The sequence below is a fragment of the Dyadobacter sediminis genome (assembly GCF_005860765.1).
Lineage (GTDB): Bacteria > Bacteroidota > Bacteroidia > Cytophagales > Spirosomataceae > Dyadobacter > Dyadobacter sediminis.
Genome location: NZ_VCEI01000011.1, coordinates 730677 through 748492, shown reverse-complemented (window position 1 = coordinate 748492; position 17816 = coordinate 730677). Strand labels below are relative to the sequence as shown.

General features: G+C 46.2%; 13 protein-coding genes. 6 read left to right on the top strand and 7 right to left on the bottom strand.

Annotated elements, in window-relative coordinates; genetic code table 11:
* Position 1: 1 nt before the first annotated feature.
* From FEM55_RS03895 to FEM55_RS03870, 6 genes are all read left to right on the top strand, one after another.
* Positions 2 to 817 (top strand): CheR family methyltransferase, encoded by an 816-nt coding sequence (locus FEM55_RS03895; RefSeq protein ID WP_138279985.1) that lies wholly within the window; start codon positions 2 to 4, stop codon positions 815 to 817.
* Positions 814 to 1395: a chemotaxis protein CheB gene (locus FEM55_RS03890; protein ID WP_138279984.1), complete on the top strand. Its 582-nt coding sequence runs from the start codon at positions 814 to 816 to the stop codon at positions 1393 to 1395. The genes FEM55_RS03895 and FEM55_RS03890 overlap by 4 nt, the downstream gene beginning before the upstream one ends.
* Positions 1396 to 1410: 15 nt before the next feature.
* Complete coding sequence (locus FEM55_RS03885; protein ID WP_138279983.1) at positions 1411 to 3336, top strand: response regulator; 1926 nt, start codon at positions 1411 to 1413, stop codon at positions 3334 to 3336.
* 102 nt (positions 3337 to 3438) lie between these two features.
* Positions 3439 to 4200, top strand: coding sequence for a hypothetical protein (locus tag FEM55_RS03880; protein ID WP_138279982.1), 762 nt, complete (start codon positions 3439 to 3441; stop codon positions 4198 to 4200).
* A 204-nt stretch (positions 4201 to 4404) separates the two neighbouring features.
* The gene (locus FEM55_RS03875; RefSeq protein WP_138279981.1) at positions 4405 to 6252 is read left to right on the top strand and encodes a chloride channel protein; all 1848 of its coding nucleotides are present in this window, start codon (positions 4405 to 4407) and stop codon (positions 6250 to 6252) included.
* A gap of 412 nt (positions 6253 to 6664) precedes the next feature.
* Positions 6665 to 7054 carry a MarR family winged helix-turn-helix transcriptional regulator gene (locus tag FEM55_RS03870; protein ID WP_229209078.1) on the top strand — a complete coding sequence of 130 codons (390 nt, stop codon included), beginning with the start codon at positions 6665 to 6667 and terminating at the stop codon, positions 7052 to 7054.
* Positions 7055 to 7101: 47 nt separating this feature from the next.
* On the opposite strand, the gene FEM55_RS03865 is transcribed toward FEM55_RS03870, so the two are convergent.
* The 7 genes from FEM55_RS03865 to FEM55_RS03835 form a co-directional block, all read right to left on the bottom strand.
* Positions 7102 to 7584 (bottom strand): ferritin-like domain-containing protein, encoded by a 483-nt coding sequence (locus FEM55_RS03865; protein ID WP_138279979.1) that lies wholly within the window; start codon positions 7582 to 7584, stop codon positions 7102 to 7104.
* Between the two features lie 160 nt (positions 7585 to 7744).
* Positions 7745 to 10177, bottom strand: a complete 2433-nt coding sequence (locus tag FEM55_RS03860) for an ABC transporter permease (protein WP_138279978.1) — start codon at positions 10175 to 10177, stop codon at positions 7745 to 7747.
* Positions 10178 to 10428: 251 nt separating this feature from the next.
* Positions 10429 to 11076: a hypothetical protein gene (locus tag FEM55_RS03855; RefSeq protein ID WP_138279977.1), complete on the bottom strand. Its 648-nt coding sequence runs from the start codon at positions 11074 to 11076 to the stop codon at positions 10429 to 10431.
* Positions 11077 to 11200: 124 nt separating this feature from the next.
* A complete protein-coding gene (locus FEM55_RS03850; protein ID WP_138279976.1) occupies positions 11201 to 13474 on the bottom strand; it encodes a cation:proton antiporter in 2274 nt (757 codons plus the stop codon).
* 143 nt (positions 13475 to 13617) lie between these two features.
* A complete protein-coding gene (locus FEM55_RS03845) occupies positions 13618 to 15102 on the bottom strand; it encodes a mandelate racemase/muconate lactonizing enzyme family protein (protein WP_138279975.1) in 1485 nt (494 codons plus the stop codon).
* 182 nt (positions 15103 to 15284) lie between these two features.
* On the bottom strand, positions 15285 to 16217 hold the full coding sequence (locus FEM55_RS03840) for an RraA family protein (RefSeq protein ID WP_138279974.1): 933 nt from the start codon (positions 16215 to 16217) through the stop codon (positions 15285 to 15287).
* Between the two features lie 51 nt (positions 16218 to 16268).
* Positions 16269 to 17801 carry a SusD/RagB family nutrient-binding outer membrane lipoprotein gene (locus FEM55_RS03835; protein WP_138279973.1) on the bottom strand — a complete coding sequence of 511 codons (1533 nt, stop codon included), beginning with the start codon at positions 17799 to 17801 and terminating at the stop codon, positions 16269 to 16271.
* Positions 17802 to 17816 lie beyond the last annotated feature (15 nt).

Below are 17816 nucleotides of genomic sequence, written 5' to 3'. Positions count from 1 at the left end.
AATGGTTATAATTGAATATTCCGAGCTTGAAATGCTGATTGTACGCGTCCGGGAAATTTCAGGATTTGATTTCTCCGGGTACGCAAAACCCTCGCTGCTCAGAAGTACAAGCCGTTATCTGACCAAGCATGCCATGAACCTGAAGGAACTTTTCGTGTATATTGAGCAGGGCGGGAGAGCGGTTTACGACCTTATTCAGGAACTGACGGTCAATTATTCTGAAATGTTCCGCGATCCGGATTATTTTAAAAAAGTAAAAACCGAGGTTTTTAACTATCTGGATTCGTATCCTGCGCTGCGGTTCTGGGTGGCGGGCTGTGCGTCGGGAGAAGAAGCTTTTTCCATGGCAATCCTTCTTAAGGAAGCCGGGTTACAGGACAAGTCTCTGATTTATGCCACTGACCTCAGCAACAAAGTACTGACTGCGGCACGTGAAGGAGTTTTTACACTTGGGAACATCCGCACGTTTTCAGAAAATTACTTGCAGGCTGCCGGAACCGGATCGCTTTCGGATTACTATCATGTGGCTTACAATCGCGCGGTGATCGCACCGGAACTGCGGAAGAACATCATTTTTTCGCTGCACGACCTTACCGGCGATGGCGTCTTCAACGAGTTCCAGTTTATCAGCTGCCGCAATGTGATGATCTATTTTTCCCTGGAACTGCGACAGAAAGTATTCCGGCTTTTATACGACAGTCTGAGCTTGCTGGGCTTTTTATGCCTTGGCAAGCGGGAAACGCTGCGGTATTCAGGCATTGAGCAAAATTTCAAAATCATTGACAGTGAACTGAACATATACCAGAAGATAAAATGAAAGCGCAATCGGACGAACCGCTCAGTCTGGTTTTACTTGGCGGCTCCTCGGGAAGTTTTACCATTTTTGAAGAAATACTGAAAATACTGAAAAATCCGGTACCCTATGCGCTGGTTTTTATCATTCACAGGAGAAAAGACAGTACGGCTGTGCTGCCCGAAATTTTCAGGAACAAAACAAATATAGCCATGAAAGAACCCATTCATCTGGAACTGGTGCAACCCAATCATATTTACTTTGGCTATCCGGATTATCATTTGCTCATTGGTCCGGACGGCCGGTTTTACTACGACTGTTCAGAAAAGGATTTTTTTTCAAGGCCGTCGATTGATGCTACTTTCATTTCGGCGTCATTGTCGGGAATTCCGGTAAAAGCGGCTATGCTGTTTTCGGGTTCGAGTGCGGACGGCGCTTTCGGGATCAAACTCATTGCGCAAAAAGGATTTCCGACTTACGTGCAGGACCCGGCATATGCCGACTCGCCGCGAATGCCGGCGGAAGCAATCAGGCAGTACGATAATCATCACGTGCTGTTGGAAAAAGGCTTTTATAAAATGATCAGGGAAGTACTATACTAGTGCCAAAAATTACATATGGAAAATACTAAAATTCTGCTGCTGGATGACCGGGAAGAAAATCTGATTTCCCTGAGAGCTATTCTCAACAGAGGCGACATCGAGATTTTTGAAACAACTTCGGCCAATGAAGCCTTGCGTATGGTTTGGGAAAACGATATTGCTGTGGCTCTGGTGGATGTACAAATGCCGGGAATGGACGGGTTCGAGTTTGCAGAAACGCTTTTTTCAAATCCTAAAACAAGAGAAATTCTGATTGTATTCGTTACGGCGATTTCCAAAGAGACGACCTACGCCGTACGCGGACTGAAAACCGGCGCTATCGATTACCTGTACAAACCCCTCGATCCGTATATAACCAATGCCAAAGTAGATTCCCTGATCCGGCTTGCCCGCAGCCAGAAAGAAATCCGTGACAAGAACAAGATGCTGGAAAATTATGCGACCATCATCCTGAATTCACCCGATATCATTGCCACCGTAGAACCGGAAACCGGGAAAATCATTTCGATTAATCCTTCGGTGGAAAAAATACTGGGCCTGGTACCGTCGGATTTGCTGGGCGTTACCATTCTGGATTCGCTTGTGGATCCGTTCAATTCCGGATTCAGGGAAGTTCTGGTAAAAAAATCCTATCTGAACGGGGAAACGATTGTCGTGGAAGACCGTTTTTTTGGCCGGCTGCGTCAGCCCGTCTGGCTGGAACTCCGCATCATGTACAAGAACAGGCTGCTTTTTATAAATCTGCATGATATTGAAAAGCGGAAGGCACACGAACGCGCACTGATCGATGCGCAGGCACAAGCCGAAAAAGCGCGCAAAGTTAAGGAATCGTTTCTCGCCAATATGAGCCATGAAATCCGTACGCCATTGAACGGCATTATTGGCCTGGGCAACCTGCTGAATGCCACGCAGCTCGACGAATCGCAGCGCGATCTTGTTAGCATGCTCCGGCAGTCATCCGGATCGCTGCTGAACATTCTGAATGACATTCTGGATATTTCCAAAATGGATGAAGGCAAATTCTCGATTGTTCCGACTGCAACGGACCTGCGCCAGCTTGGAAAGGGAATAATCGATCTGATGCAGTTTAAAGCAGAAGAGAAAAAACTGGAACTCAGCCTTCATGTGGAGGAAACGGTTCCTGAAAACGTGATGGCCGACGGCATGCGGATCAATCAGGTTTTGCTGAATCTGGTCGGGAACGCCTTGAAATTCACACAGAAAGGCCATGTCAAACTACGGATTGAACGTATTTCGGAAACAGAGAATGGGCACAAAATAAAATTTACGGTAGAAGATTCCGGCATCGGGATGTCCGAAGAACATATGTCCAACATATTTTCGGAATATGGCCAGGCTTCTGAAAATACATCGTACCAGTACGGCGGAACCGGCCTCGGCCTGACCATATCCCAAAAGCTCATCCGACTGATGAAAAGCGAACTGGAAGTGAACAGCCGTTTCAACGAAGGAAGCCAGTTTTTCTTTACACTTGTATTGAGCAGTACAAAAGAAAAAAGCCTGGACAACACACCGCAGGCGCTGTTTCAGGATCTGCCGCCGTTTGATGGCGAGTCCGTGCTGGTGGCAGAAGACAATCCGATCAATGCATTGCTGCTTAAAAAATACCTAAAAACCTGGGCTTTGAACCCGACGATGGTAGTGAACGGAAAGGAAGCCGTGGATATGCTGAAAAAACATAGCTTTGACCTGATTATTCTGGACACAAGAATGCCGGAAATGGATGGTTTTGAAGCTGCCAGGCATGCCCGTACTTTTCTGGGTGTAAAAACACCGATACTTTCGCTTTCAGCAACTGTATTGCCCGAAGAAGTAGCGCAGGCGTTGCAATCGGGAATGAACGACACGTTAAGCAAGCCGTTTGAGCCCGAAAAACTGTATAGAAAGATCCAGTCGCTCTTGTTTGCAGAAGTAAAATGATGACGGCCTGCTGTCCGGAATGCAACGTTTTATTTTCATTTGCCGTAATGAATAATTGGCGGATTTCGTTAATATTAAAATCCTTATTGTACAAACGACAAAATGAAAAACCTAAGAAACAGTTGGAATTTGCTGCTGTTGATAACCCTCGCCGGATGCAGTTCGTCGAAAACGATGACGTATGAATCCAAATGGAATGCGCCGTTTTCGTATGTTGATGAAGTAAAGCCGGATCAGCAGGATCAGAAATCCAGGTTGAAGTACGGCATTATCAATGACGATCAATATGTTTATCTGACTTTGAAGACCAAAGATCCTTCGACAATCCAGAACATTCTTGCCAGCGGGCTTAAAATTTCGTTCAGTCCGCAGGGCCAGAAAAAAGATGCATACTCGCTGCTATTTCCGGTTGTCATGAAAGAAGACCGCAAGGCACTGAAACGCATTGATACCGATCTTCCAAACAGCCTCGGCCTTGATCTGCTGATGGATTCCTATAATAAGGAAGCAGTATGGAAAGACAGGCAGGGACAGCATTTTATCAATCTCGTAGCGCCGGACGGCAGTATCAAGTCGCACATTTCCATGGACCGTAACGGTGAACTTACAGAGCAGATTGCCATTCCTTTCAGCCTGATGGGTGTCAATGCCAAAGAAACCGAAATGCTTGGCGTGAACATCAAAGTGGACGGACAGTCCTCACAATCCGGTTTTAGCCCAAGAATCGGAATCGGACTTGGCGGCGGAATCGGCATGGGCGGCGGCATGGGCGTTGGCCTTGGAACCGGCGGATACGGACGTAACAGCGGAAACGACCGCAATGTGGATATCCGGCTGGAAGTTCAGCTTGCAAGAGCAAACTAGTTATACCGAAACGTTTTTTCAAAAAGCCCGGTGCAGGTTCATCGGGCTTTTTGTTGTTTGCACCGGTTCGCATTCCGGTATAATATGTAATTACAAATGCAGATTGATAGGATATTACGTAATTCCTGAATTAATTTGAAGCAGCTTTCGGCAGGTATGTCAAAAGACTTTCAGGTTGGTCGGGCAGGCTATAAACGGTGAGTAGTGAATCAAAACAGTATCAGGAAATTTTATAATTATTTAAGGTTCCGCAGGAACCTGCTGAGGTATAGCCTTAAAAAAGTAAAAAGCTACGAGATTGTACTGCTATGGCTGAAAAGCATGCTTACAAGATCTCAGTTCCTGATATTGTCGGGTATTCTGGTCGGTGTCACCTGCGGCTTTGCGGGTGTTGTCCTGAAATCCCTTGTCCATTATATTCATTATGTAATTGCCCATAAGGTCCATTTTGAGGAACAGGTTTTCTTTTACATCCTTTTCCCGTTTCTTGGTATTGTGATCACCACGCTTGTTGTGATTCTCTTTTTCAAAGGGCAGGATAAAAAAGGCATCGCACTGATTCTCTACGAAATTGCGCAGAATTCCAGCGTTGTATCTTCCGTTAAAATGTATTCCCAGATTGTTCAGAGTGCCATTACGGTCGGACTTGGCGGTTCTGCGGGGTTGGAAAGCCCGATTGCTGTGACGGGCGCTGCCATCGGTTCCAACTTTGCGCAGACTTACAAAATGGATTACCGCGAACGAACGTTGCTGCTGGCCGCAGGCGCAACGGCGGGCATTGCTTCTGCCTTCAACGCACCGATCGCGGGAATGATGTTCGCCTTTGAAATATTGCTGACCGGCGTTGTTTTTTCGGATTTCATTCCGCTGGTTGTTTCGGCAGTTTGCGGCAGTCTGATTTCCAAGGTTCTTTTGCAGGAAGAAGTTTTGTTCCAGTTCAAAAGCCGCAATCCCTTCGATTATCATAACATCCCTTTTTACCTTTTTCTGGGTATTTTCTGCGGATTGTATGCACGTTATTTTGTTTTGATCGCCAAGTACATCGACGAGTTTTTTCACGGCCTGAAAATTACGAGAATCCAGCGTGCCATGCTCGGCGGCGCAATATTGTCCATATTATGTGTGCTGTATCCGCCTTTGTTCGGTGAAGGCTACGATACGATCAAGGCCATAACAAATGGACAGATACAGCATGTGATCGAAAACAGTTTTTTCAGGTTTATCGGTTACCGCGAATGGGTTGTCATCGTATTCGTCGCGCTGATCTGTCTGCTGAAAGCTTTTTCTGCTTCCATCACGATTTTCAGCGGCGGCAACGGCGGAAACTTTGCGCCTTCGCTTTTTGCGGGCGGATCGCTTGGTTATGTTTTTGCATTGCTTTGTGTTCAGGCCGGGATTACGAATGTTCCCGTCAATAATCTGGTCATAGTCGGAATGGCAGGGGTCATGAGCGGCGTACTTTATGCTCCGCTTACCGCCATTTTTCTGATTGCAGAATCGACTTCCGGATACGATTTGTTCATTCCGCTGATGATCGTTTCTGTCATATCGTTTCTAATTGCCAAATGGTTTTCGCCTATTTCTCCGGATCTCAGAAATTTGGCCGAGCAAGGGAAAATATTTACAAAAGAACATGACCGGAATCTTTTGTCCCTCCTGCATATTCTGGATCTGATCGACAAAGACGTACAGACCATCAACGTAAATGCAACGCAGGAAGAACTGGCAGAACTGGTGAGAACGGGCAAGCGGAATATGATCGCTGTGATGGACGGAAATAAAAAACTGGTCGGCATTATTTCTCTGGACGACATTCGTCCGTTACTGTTTAATCCTTCTGTATACGATTTGCTTACGGTTCCCAATCTCATGAAAGAACCGTCCGTGGTCATCAGCGATTTTGACAGCGTTGTAAGCGTGGTGAAAAAATTCGATGAAACCGGCGCATGGAACCTGCCCGTCGTTAAAACCACCGGAGAGTTCGTCGGTTTTATTTCCAAATCAGGTATACTGAACAGTTACCGACAATTGCTGCGTGCACATTCCGGCTAGTTAAAAAATCCCTGTCTTGTGAGAAATGAAATGTAAAAAGGAATAGTTAAAAAGCGATTTGACGGAAGTATCATTCGGACGTTAATCTTTACTTTTTTACATTTTTTGTTTCTTACGTTTCATGCTCTGCCTTTTACAATTCTGCATTACACATTCTCCGCATCGCAGTTCTGCATTTCATATTTCAAATAAAACAATTGACTCTTTTCTTTTCCATTTTTGCAACGTGCTTTGAAATCAATGCATTATGTTTTTTAAAAATAAAAAGTGAAAATACTGTGATACAGCTCTTTGTATTATATTTTATTTGTAATATATTTGAATAGTCAAGTATATATCAATTAGTTATAAAGTAATTATTGTTGTAATGTCTGATTTATCACCATCCTTAAAACTGTTTCTTAATCTTACAATGGTTCAGACCCTGGCAGCCAAACGCTTTGATGCACGTCTGGGAAGTCATGGCATTAACCTCAATGAATTCATGATTTTGTTTCACCTGAGCACTGCGCCGGATGAGAAAATGAGACGGATTGATCTTGCTGAAAAGATAGGATTGACTGCCTCAGGAATTACGCGTATGCTGACGCCGCTGGAAAAATTGGGTATGGTCAAACGTGAGGCCAATAGCCGGGACGCCAGAGTGTCGTATGTAAAGCTTGCGAACGCCGGAAAGCGGGTGCTTGCAGAAGCGGTTAACACGGCGGAATCAACTGCCGATCAGCTGATGAGTGCTGTAAAAACCAAAAAGCTGGATGAAATTTCAAAAATGATTGTGGAACTCGGCGGGAGCATTCAGTAAAAATTTGAGTCATTAGCCAAAAAAAGCCGGGTTAATCCGGCCTTTTTTTAGTTCGTCAAAGGAAATTGGGAAATATCCCTTTGTCTGTCCCTTTCTTTTTTGATCAGCTCGTGAGAAGCCAGAATAGACGTTTGCTGGTTTACGATCATTTGCCGGATATCAGCCGGAAGCTGGTCAGATTGCAAGGCTTCTTCATAGGCTTTTTTTGCTGCATCTTCGCCGGTCTCGGCATTCTCAAGAACGGCTCTTCTGTTATCATTTGTGAAAACGGATCGGATATCCATCCATGCTCTGTAAATTTTTCCTGAAACCATTGTTCCGGATTCCGGCTCACCGCCCAGTTTGGTAACCTCGGCTTTCAGGTCACTTGCAAAATCCCTGCTGTTGGAAGCCAGGCCTTTGAACAATGCACGCAAGTCGGTTTCAATTTCTTTTGTTTCGTCGTATGCTTTTTCATAACCGGCGACGCGGTCATTATTTATAAGTATCAGATCGTTCAAAACGTCTATTACTGCTGAATCATATGCCATGACAATTTCAATTTAGTGATATGCTCAGTACATAAATAATTGTTCCAGTTTGTTCATCAAAGCATTTTACGGGTGTACATAGCAAGCTTTTTCAAGTTTGAATCTGAGGTAACCTTCATTATAAATCCGGAATGGCAAGTGTTAGAAATAGGACACGCTATTATTCCGAGCGCAGTGATTTGACAGGATTCATCATGGCTGCTTTTACGGACTGAAAGGAAACCGTGAATAATGCAACCGCAACGGAAAGCAATCCGGCAAGCGCGAACATCCACCACGAAATAGCGATCTTGTAAGCAAATTCCTGCAGCCATTTGCTCATGATCCAACCGGCTGCCGGCATGGCCAGCATAATGGCAACAGCAACCGGTTTCAGGAAATCCCGTGAAAGCAACGAAACGATTCCGCTGACCGAAGCACCAAGCGCTTTGCGCACGCCGATTTCCTTCTTACGTTGCTCGGCAGTAAACGTGGCAAGTCCGTACAATCCAAGGCAGGCAACAAAAATGGTCAGTGCTGCAAAAATGCCCAGAATCTGGCCGGTTTTTTGTTCGGACTTGTAGATTTCCTTATAACTCTCGTCCAGAAACCGATACGTAAAGGGCAGATCCGGTTTAAAGCTTTCCCAGTTTTTCTGCATGCTTTCGAGCAAACCGGAAACTTCCGCAGTCCGGGTTTTGATAATCATGGAACCCCCGGCGGTATTCAAGGTCATGACAAGCGGTGCAATGCGTTCGTGCATCGACCGGAAATGAAAATCCTTTACAACGCCGATAATCCGGTAGGTTTGCTGTTTTCCTTCATTGTTTCGGTGCCAAACGGATTTATTGAGCGCACCGGTTTTCCAGCCGAAGTTTTTGGCTGCGGTTTCATTGATGATAATCGCCGTAGAATCTGTCCCGTATGCTTTGGAAAAATTCCTGCCGGCTGCCATTTCCATTCCCAGCACGTCAATATAATTGTAATCTACTTCATACCGGAGTGTTTTCAGAAACTGGGCAGGGTTATTTTCCGGTGTGAGCATGAAGTTATTATTGTTGGAAGGACCGGCGGGAACATAGCTCGAAAGACTGATCTTTTGAACATTTGCATTTCGCTCCATTTCATTCCGGAACGCTTCCCCGTTTTTTCCTAATGCCCATGCCGGGATCACCAGAACCTGATTTTTATCGTAACCCAGCTTTTTATGCTGAATGAATTTCAATTGCTGATAAACGACCGTGGTGCCGACTATCAAAGTAATGGAAATGAAGAACTGGAAAACGACAAGTCCGCTTCTTAAACCCGCATTCCGGTTTGAAGAGCCCAGTTTAACCGAAGCGGTTCCGCCTTTCAAAACGGCTATCGGCTTGAACGATGAAAGAAAAAAAGCCGGATAGCTGCCTGCAAGTATGCCTACAAACAAACCGAAAAGCAGCAGGGCAGGAACCAGTTTCAAAATAGATTCCAGATGTAAAGTCAGAATTTTTCCGGATAGCAGATTGAACATTGGCAAGGCTGCCGCACAAATGACCGAGGCCATGATCAAAGCAATGGAAGTCAGCAGGAGGGATTCCATCAGAAATTGCCAGATCAGTTCATATTTGGCGGAGCCCATTACTTTTCTTACACCAACTTCCCGCGCTCGTCTGGAAGAGCCGGCCGTAGAAAGATTCATAAAGTTGATACAGGCAATGAGCAGCATGATCACCGCAATGGCACCGAAAATGTACACATACCGCACTTCACCGTTACTTCCGAGATCGTACTCAAAATCAGAATGCAAGTGAATATCTGTAAGCGGCTGCAAATGCAAGGCAATTTCATTTCCGTTTTTCCGGAATTCTTCCAGACTCACGCCCATTCCCTGTTTAATCTGCGGAGCCATGTATTTCTGAACGGTCTGCGGAAGTTTTGCTTCAAGCTTTTTGTAGTCATAACCCTCAGGCAAAACGAGATAAGTGAAATATTCTGAAACCATCCAGGAAGGTGACCCAGCGTCCTTCAGCGTAGCCATAGAGGCAAGCAGGTCGAAGTGAAAATGGGAATTGGCAGGAATTTCTTTCATTACGCCGGTAATCTTGTAAATGGTCTTCCAGTCTTTCAGATGAAGTTCCTTACCCAGCGCATTCGTATTTCCAAAATATTTTTCAGCCATTGTTTCCGAAATCACAACAGAATTGGGCTCGATTAAAGCGGTTCCGGGATTTCCGTGCAGCAGTGGCAACGTGAAAACGTCAAAGAAATTGGAATCTACAAAGGCCAGCCTGTCGTTCGTAAAAAGTTTTTCTCCCAACTGAATAACCGGTTCGCCGCCCTGGCGTATGCGGGTAGCTTCCAGCACTTCGGGATAATCGGCCCGGAGTGCTGCGGCGGTAGGCGGCATTACATGCGCTTCGTTGATCTTTCCGCCTTGCATAACACCGCTGAAAACGACCCGCACTGTGCGGTCAGCTTTGGTATTGAAACGGTCAAAGCTCAGTTCATCAAGTACATACAGACTGATGAGCATGCAGGAAGCCAGTCCGAGCGCAAATCCAGCAATATTGATAATCGAGAAAGTACGATTCCGTACAAGGTTCCGCCAGGCGATTTTAAAGTAGTTTTTCAGCATAACAATAGAAGTTTATAACTGTACCTTATACCTAATATATACATAGTGATGGCATAAGTACAAGGTATTGCATAGTTCTTTGTATAAAATACATGCCTGAATGCTATTGTGCTGATTTGAAGTTCCTTGTATGTTCAGTAATCTGTCTAGGCGTTCGGATTCGGACAGTTATGTACGAATCTGACCGGAATTTTTCAGTTGAGTGTACGGTGAGAAGTGAAATAGGGAAAGGGTAAATTGCCTGCAGCAGTTTAATTTACCTTTCTGTAAAAAAGAGAGTTTCCGCGTATAAGAGGGTGGCCGCCAAGCAATCCGTTTTCATGCACGGTCAGGCTCATGTCTTTTACAAACAGTTCCATAATCCAGGGTTCCACCTGAAATTCAAAATAATTATCTTCCGGATTGACCTGAAATGCCGAGAATCGTTCCGGTGTGAAGCTGAAAAAAACTTCCAGGTTGCCGGCTTTCACTTTCGGTAATTTAACGTATCCTTTTGCATCGGTTTTACCAAATTGATCGCCATCCGGACTTTTGGCCAGAACTTCAAAATACGGTAAAATCTGCTTGTCAGGATGCCGGATCCGAACAGTCGTATGTTCCCCGGATTTTGCCTTGCTGGTAACCAGTTTCAGGTCTGCTTTCGGCTTCGGACTGCTGTTGAGGATTATTTTTCCGTCATCAACCTGCCATTTTCCGGTTCCCTTCCTGTCAACCGATCCGTAGGAAAAGAATAGTTCAAATGTACTGTCGGGCTTAAGTAAAATTGCCGAGGAAGTTTCCATTACATCCTGCAGATGGTATTCGCCCGCAACCGACCCGGTTGAAATCTGTGAAAACGCATTGGGAGGCAATATGGCTGAAAGCCATAATGCAAGGTACAATCTGATAATAAACCGCATTCAAATAGCAGGGGTGTAGTGTTTGGCGCATACTATGTCTATGCGGCAGGCAATGTAAACAGAATAAGTTGATCCAGCTTATCGGTTTATCCTGAGGTAATCCGAATGATTATCCGGTAAGGTATTAATGGCGCAGGATCAAAACGGACGGCGAATGCGACAGCCATATACTATGCGATTCCACGGCTTTTTTCCAGCTGTTCAGACTGATGATCATCAGGTCCTTTTGATTTAAAAAATCTTTTTCCAGCGCCGTAGTCGTGTGTAAAGTAATTTTTTCAGGATCCATCTGTTGCATGGCTGTAAGCGCGTTCCGTATTTCCGAATCGGAATCAGGCATCTCCGCCGGGTTCATGATTGTCAGCCTGATAGCATTCTTTACAAGTAATCTGGACGCAAATTCCAGTAAAAAAAGATCGTTGGCTGAAAAAACGGGAAGAAAAATCTGCTCTACGTTTTCCAGATTTTTTTCAATAAAAATACCCAGCGGAACCTTCACGGATTTGATCAGGTGCGTCGTACGTTCGTCAAAAATGTCGGCATGGAACAGTTTTTCTTTTCCGGTCAATGTATCAAAAAGCCTGTTGCGGCTGATGATTTTGGAAGTAATCCCAAGGATCCTGCCGAGGAAAGTTCCCTCGAAAACCGTATGTCCGATGCCGATCAGCAGCATGTCGTATTCTCCGTTGTTGGCCGTTTCTATGATGTCGTGAACAATATTCTGCGAAGGTTTGAACAGGGGAACAAACGGCGTACCGAGCGTTCTGGCTTCTTCGGTGACCGGCTGGAATGTCTCGAACTGATATTCTTCGGTATTGACCTGATTCAGGTAACTGCTGGGAGTAAGATGTAAGGCGGTAATCTGTTGCTGAGATGTTTTTTTCTGGATCAGCTTGTTCGCAATCCTCAGCATTTTACGGCCGCTCTGCGGACTTGCAAAGGCAATCAAAACAGAAAACCGGGACGGCAAAGCCGCTTCCTGGAGATCGTCCCATTTTTTCTGCGGTACGAATTTGTCTATGAGGTCAAGCGCAGGCCCGGTCATACAAGTAGTGACCAGTGCCATAATGACCATCATGGCAAAAATTTCCGGCGATAGAACGCCAATGTCATAGCCGATATTAAGCACCACCAGTTCCATCAAACCGCGCGTGTTCATCAGTGAGCCGATGATCAGGCTGTCACGCCAGGATTGCTTTACAAATCTTGCAGCGATGGCACTGCCTGCAAATTTTCCGGTAACGGCCGCAGCAATGATCAGCCCGGTAACCTGCCATAAATACAGGTCGTTCAGCAATCCGATCTGTGTCCGTAATCCTGTAAATACGAAAAACAGCGGCAGCAGAAGCACCATGGAAACGTCTTCCACTTTTTCAATGAAAATAGTTCTGAAACGCTGATTGGAAGGCATGACAACCCCCGCCATAAATGCCCCGAAAAGCGCGTGAATGCCGATTACTTCGGTGCAATAAGATGATAATAACAGGGTAAGAAAGAAAAACGCGACAATAGGCTTCGTCATTCCTTCTTTGTACGAATAATGGTTTCCGACCCGGTGCAGAACGGGTTTAAGGACTTTCAGCATGAAAAGGACGTATGCGGCCGCCAGCAAAATGGTGAAAACCGAGCTGATGATGGAACCTGCCTTGACGATGGCAATCACCGCAGCAAGTATGCACCAGGCCGTAATATCATCCGTAGCCGCACACGTAATGACCATGGTTCCGAGCTTTGTTTTTGACAACCCTCTTTCCTGAACAATGCGTGCCAGTACCGGAAATGCGGTGATGCTCAATGCGATGCCTATAAACAATGCAAAGGACAGAAAGCTGATGCCGTCCGGAGCAAATTGCCTGTAAATGTATAAGGCCAGACCGACACCCAGCGCAAAAGGCAGGATGATGCTGGCATGACTGATGACAATAGCTTCCGATGCCTTGGTTTTAAGCACTTTAAGATCAAGCTCCATGCCAATAATAAACATGAAAAGAATCAACCCGATCTGGCTCAGGAACTGGAGGTTTCCGAGTGACTGTGCCGGAAACATAAAACCGGAAAATTCAGGAAAATACATGCCCAGCAGCGACGGGCCCAGCAAAATGCCGGCTGCAATTTCACCAATCACCGAGGGCTGGCCAATGGATTTGCAAACCCACCCGAGAAAGCGGGCTACAATGATAATCGTGATAATCTGAAGAAGCAGTATGGCAAGCGGATGTGTTACATTGTGCTGAAATGTTTCCGTAAACTGCTTCCAGGCCGACGATTCGCCTGCGCTGTTGTGATTGATCTGGGAAGCATTTTCAAGAGACTGGCCTTGCAGGATAAAGAAATAAAGCAATGCAGAAAAGGCCGCGATAGTAACCGTATAGAAAAAAAGATTGCGAAAGTTCTTCATTATATAGAAGTATTGTTCCGCGCAAAATACCAAAATCCCCAGGATTTGCCAATTCAGAGGCTGTTTTAAAGCATTCAGGGCTGAATGGTAATGTTTTGTTAACAATTAGCCATTCAGCCCTGAAAAGGATGATCGTTTCGAAATCAACTCCAGAGACGGTCGTGCGAACGGATGTCGTTCCAGTCCGGAGTAGGAGCGAAGAAGCTCTTGTCTTTGGCGTTCAGGTGTTTCTTGACTTCCTCTTCGTTGAGTTCGATTCCCAGTCCCGGCGCGTCCAGCGGAACGGTTGCAAATCCTTTATCGATCAGTTTGCGCCCGTCGGTTGTTTTTACCAGGCTTTCCCACCACGGTACGTCCACTGAATGGTGTTCAAGCGCAAGAAAGTTTTGCGTTGCAGCAGCACAATGCACGTTGGCCATAAAGCTTACCGGCGTTCCTGCGAAGTGCATGGCCATGGCAATGCCGTTATCTTCCGCATAATCCCCGATGCGTTTGGTTTCCAGCAATCCGCCGGAAGAAGCAAGGTCCGGATGGATGATATCGATTGCCTTTTTGTCAATCAGTGCTTTGAAACCTTCTTTCAGATAAATATCCTCGCCGGTCAGGGTCGGGGTTTCCAGTGCATCCGAAATCGTTCTCCACTGATCCGTATATTCCCAGGGAACCATATCTTCCAGCCAAGCGAGGCGGTATTTTTCCAGTGCTTTTCCCAATCTTATGCCATTGTTCATATCAAAATGGCCGTAATGGTCCGTAGACAAAGGAATTTCATAACCGACAACACTGCGTACGTCCTCCACGACGCGCGCCATTTCGGCAAGACCTTTTTCCGTGATCTGTATTCCTGTGAACGGATGACGCGTATTGGCGTAGGAATAGTAATCGCCTGTCCATTGTGAAAACCCGCCGCCCCAGAATTTGTTGTTTACCACGCCGTTTTCCAGGTTTTTGAGCATGCCGATGGAAACATCCATTTTCAGCCACGTGTAACCCTGATCCACCGTGCGGTATTTGATCTTTTGTTTAAACTCGTTCAGGTCATCGGATTCCGGCGTATCGGCATAAAGCCTGACCTTGTCGCGGTAACGGCCGCCAAGCAGCTGCCAGCACGGAACACCGTACGCCTTTCCGCACAAGTCCCAAAGTGCCATTTCCACACCGCAGACGCCGCCGGCCTGACGTCCGTGAAACCCGAACTGCTTGATGGATTTGAAAAGCATTTCCACGTTGCAGGGATTATGGCCGAGCAAATGGCTTTTCAGTGACAGCGCGTAGCGTTCGTCTGCGCCGTCCCGCACTTCACCCAATCCGTAAATTCCCTGGTTCGTATCAATCCGGATAATGGGCGTACGGCCTACATTCTGTACAATGCAATAGCGCAGATCCGTGATTTTCAGGTCGGAAGGCTTGGAAGCACGGCTCACTTTGGATGTAGCCTGTGCAATGGTGTCTTCCGTGGACATGCCCATCAGTCCGCCCAGCGCAATGCCGCCCAGCGCCGTTTTTCTAAGAAAATTTCTTCTGCTGTCACTGGTTGCCGGATTGTTGATTTCTGCAATACGCGCTTCCTGATCTGCTTTTTCTATCTGCTTGTTGGAGGCAATAAGTTCTTTTAAAATGCTTTTCATTGGTGATTGGTTATAAGGTTTGAAATGGTTTGAAGCTGTTGGAAATTAGCCCTTAGCCCTTAGCCATTAGCCATTAGCTTTTATTGACGTCTCGAAGCAAAGGGTTGTGATGAATTGTTCATCGATTAAATGCTTTATGATAAACACTAATAGCCAATAGCTAGCAGCCAATAGCCAATAGCTCAATAATTCCTGTCTTTCAGATAGTCGTCTAGTTCTTTTTTCGTCATCGGCAGTTTCCCCGGATAGTTGTTTACCCAGTTCAGGAAATCCTTCTGGATGGCGTCGGACCATTTGGTATCTACTTCGCCGGGCGTATATTTTCCTTCACGCAGGCGAAGATGCCCGAATTCATCGCGTAGTGCAGTTACTTCGGATGTAATCACCAGTTCTTCCACCAGATGTGCCGGAATGAAAATAGTGCCGTATTTCTTGGCAAGCACCACGTCGCCTGGCAGTACGATCGCCCTTCCGATGCGTACCGGCGTATTGATGTTCGTAAGCATCATCTGCTGAATGTAAGAAGGGTCCTGGCCTTTGATCCAGGCATTAAAACCTTTGATCTCGCTCAGTCCTTCCACATCCCGGACAGAACCGTAGAAGATAACGCCGCGTTTGGATTTGGCATAAATGGAGTTTCCGAGATTATCGCCGATCAATGTTCCGTCTGCAATTTTGCCATAGCCGTCCGCAACATACACATCCCCTTCTTTCAGCACGTCGATCGGCCAGGAATTGGTACCGCCGGTTTGGACCCGGCCTTCTTTTTTGCCGGTTTCCTTTACCAGATCCTGCAGGTCCGGGCGAAGCGGAACGTACTGTGCGGTCACTACGCGGCCTGTCATCACGCTGTCATCATGGATGAGCTGCCATTCGCCTTCAAACTGGTTCTGGTATCCTTTGTTTCTCAAAACGCCCCAGGCTTCTTCCACAGATATATTTTTCAATCTTGCCAGAATGGCGTCGGAAACTCTCGGGCGGCCGTCTGCGGAACGTTCTCCTTTCCAGGCGGACGTGTAAGCTTTGATCTGATCGGAGGTAGGAGAAATGGATTGTGCGCTTGAAACCATGGCACAAAGCACAAAAGCTCCTGTAAACAATTTTTGTTTGAGCATAAACTAGAAATTAAGGGTATAAAAAGTAAAAGGATTCTGTTATTTAATAAATTATTTATCCCAGAACACAGGCGTTCCCAACTCGTCAGGGCCCATTCTCGCCACGGCTTCCAGGTAATTGGCTTCATTGACGGATCTTTCCCTTACCGGGTAAACCAGCCTGCGGATGAAGTCTTTTACCGACGGATCTTTGCCCGGATAATTGTTGACAGGCAAAACGGGATAACCGCTCCTGCGGAAATTGGCCCATGCTTCCGAGCCGTTCAGAAAGGAAGAAACCCAGTATTGCGTGTTGATCTGTTCCAGTGCTTTCTGCGGATTATACGGGTTTGCGGCCAGATAGGCCGTTTGCTTTGCCGTACTGATCGTAGCAGAAATGTCGTAAGTCGCCATTTGTTCCATGTGCGCCTTTACACCGGTTTCATAAAGCAGTTTGGCGTCGCCCGTCGCCCAGCCCCGGATCACCGCTTCGGCGAGCAGCAGCGCTGTTTGTGAATAGGTTATAAAGAATTCCGGTGCATCAATTTTGCCAAGCGTCTTCCGGTTGATCTGCGAGTAATTGAAAGCAGAACCCGTTTTTCCCGGAAATCCCGGTGCAGTCAGGATCGTGGATTCGTTATAACCGTAAGGCATTCCGTTCTGGCTGGCGCGCGTGGTATCTTCGGCCCCGGCGGTGGCAATGGGGTTGCCCGGCGTTTCATAACGTACGGAAATTACCTGCAATCTTGGATCGTTCGTCGTTTTCAGATAATCAACAAAAGCTTTGCCGAGATAAACGTTTCCCCTTTCGGTTCCTTGGAAATAGTTGGCCAAAGGATGATTGAATGTACTGTTAAAAGCGATGAAAGCATTATCTGCGTTTGAACTCAAAAGCCCGCCGCCGGAAGGATCTACGGCTTTGGCCACATAGCTCTTAGCCTTTTCTGCGTCCACTTTGGTGAAGCGCATGGCCGCTCTGAGCAGTAATGAATTGCCCAGTTTTTTCCATTGCGCAATATTTCCCTTGTAAAAAAGATCGCCGGGTTCAATGGTTTTGGCCGCATCCAGTCCTTTCGTCCCTTCTTCCAGTTCCTTTAACAGATCGTCGTAAATCACTTTCTGATCATCGTATCTGGGCAGGTTGATTCCTTCCAGAAATGCTTTTCCAGCTTCAAAATAGGGAACGTCTCCGTAAGTGTCCACCAGAACCATGAATACATAGGCTCTCCAGATACGCGCCATGTTGTAAAGATTGCTGCGGGCTGCATTGTCCTTGGTTTGCGCAATCACCGTTGTAAGCAGGTTCACAGGTCCGTTCTGAAGGTACAATGAATTGAAATTGGCGTTGGAATTGGGATCGGATACCGCGTTATGATTTCCGCCTTCCAGCACCCCGGTATAAGGCGTATTGATCTGCTGAACGATCTGAAGCTGATAATTTTGTGTGGCGATGGCCGATCCGAACTGTGCGTTTGAAAAAAGATAGGCGGGATCAATGCTGGTGGCAAGAACGGGATTTTTGTTGACGTCCTCAAAACCTTTATCGCACGAAGCTGCGAATGTCAGTATGCCAAGAAGTGTAAAATATAAAACTGTCTTTTTCATAATAAACGGGAATGG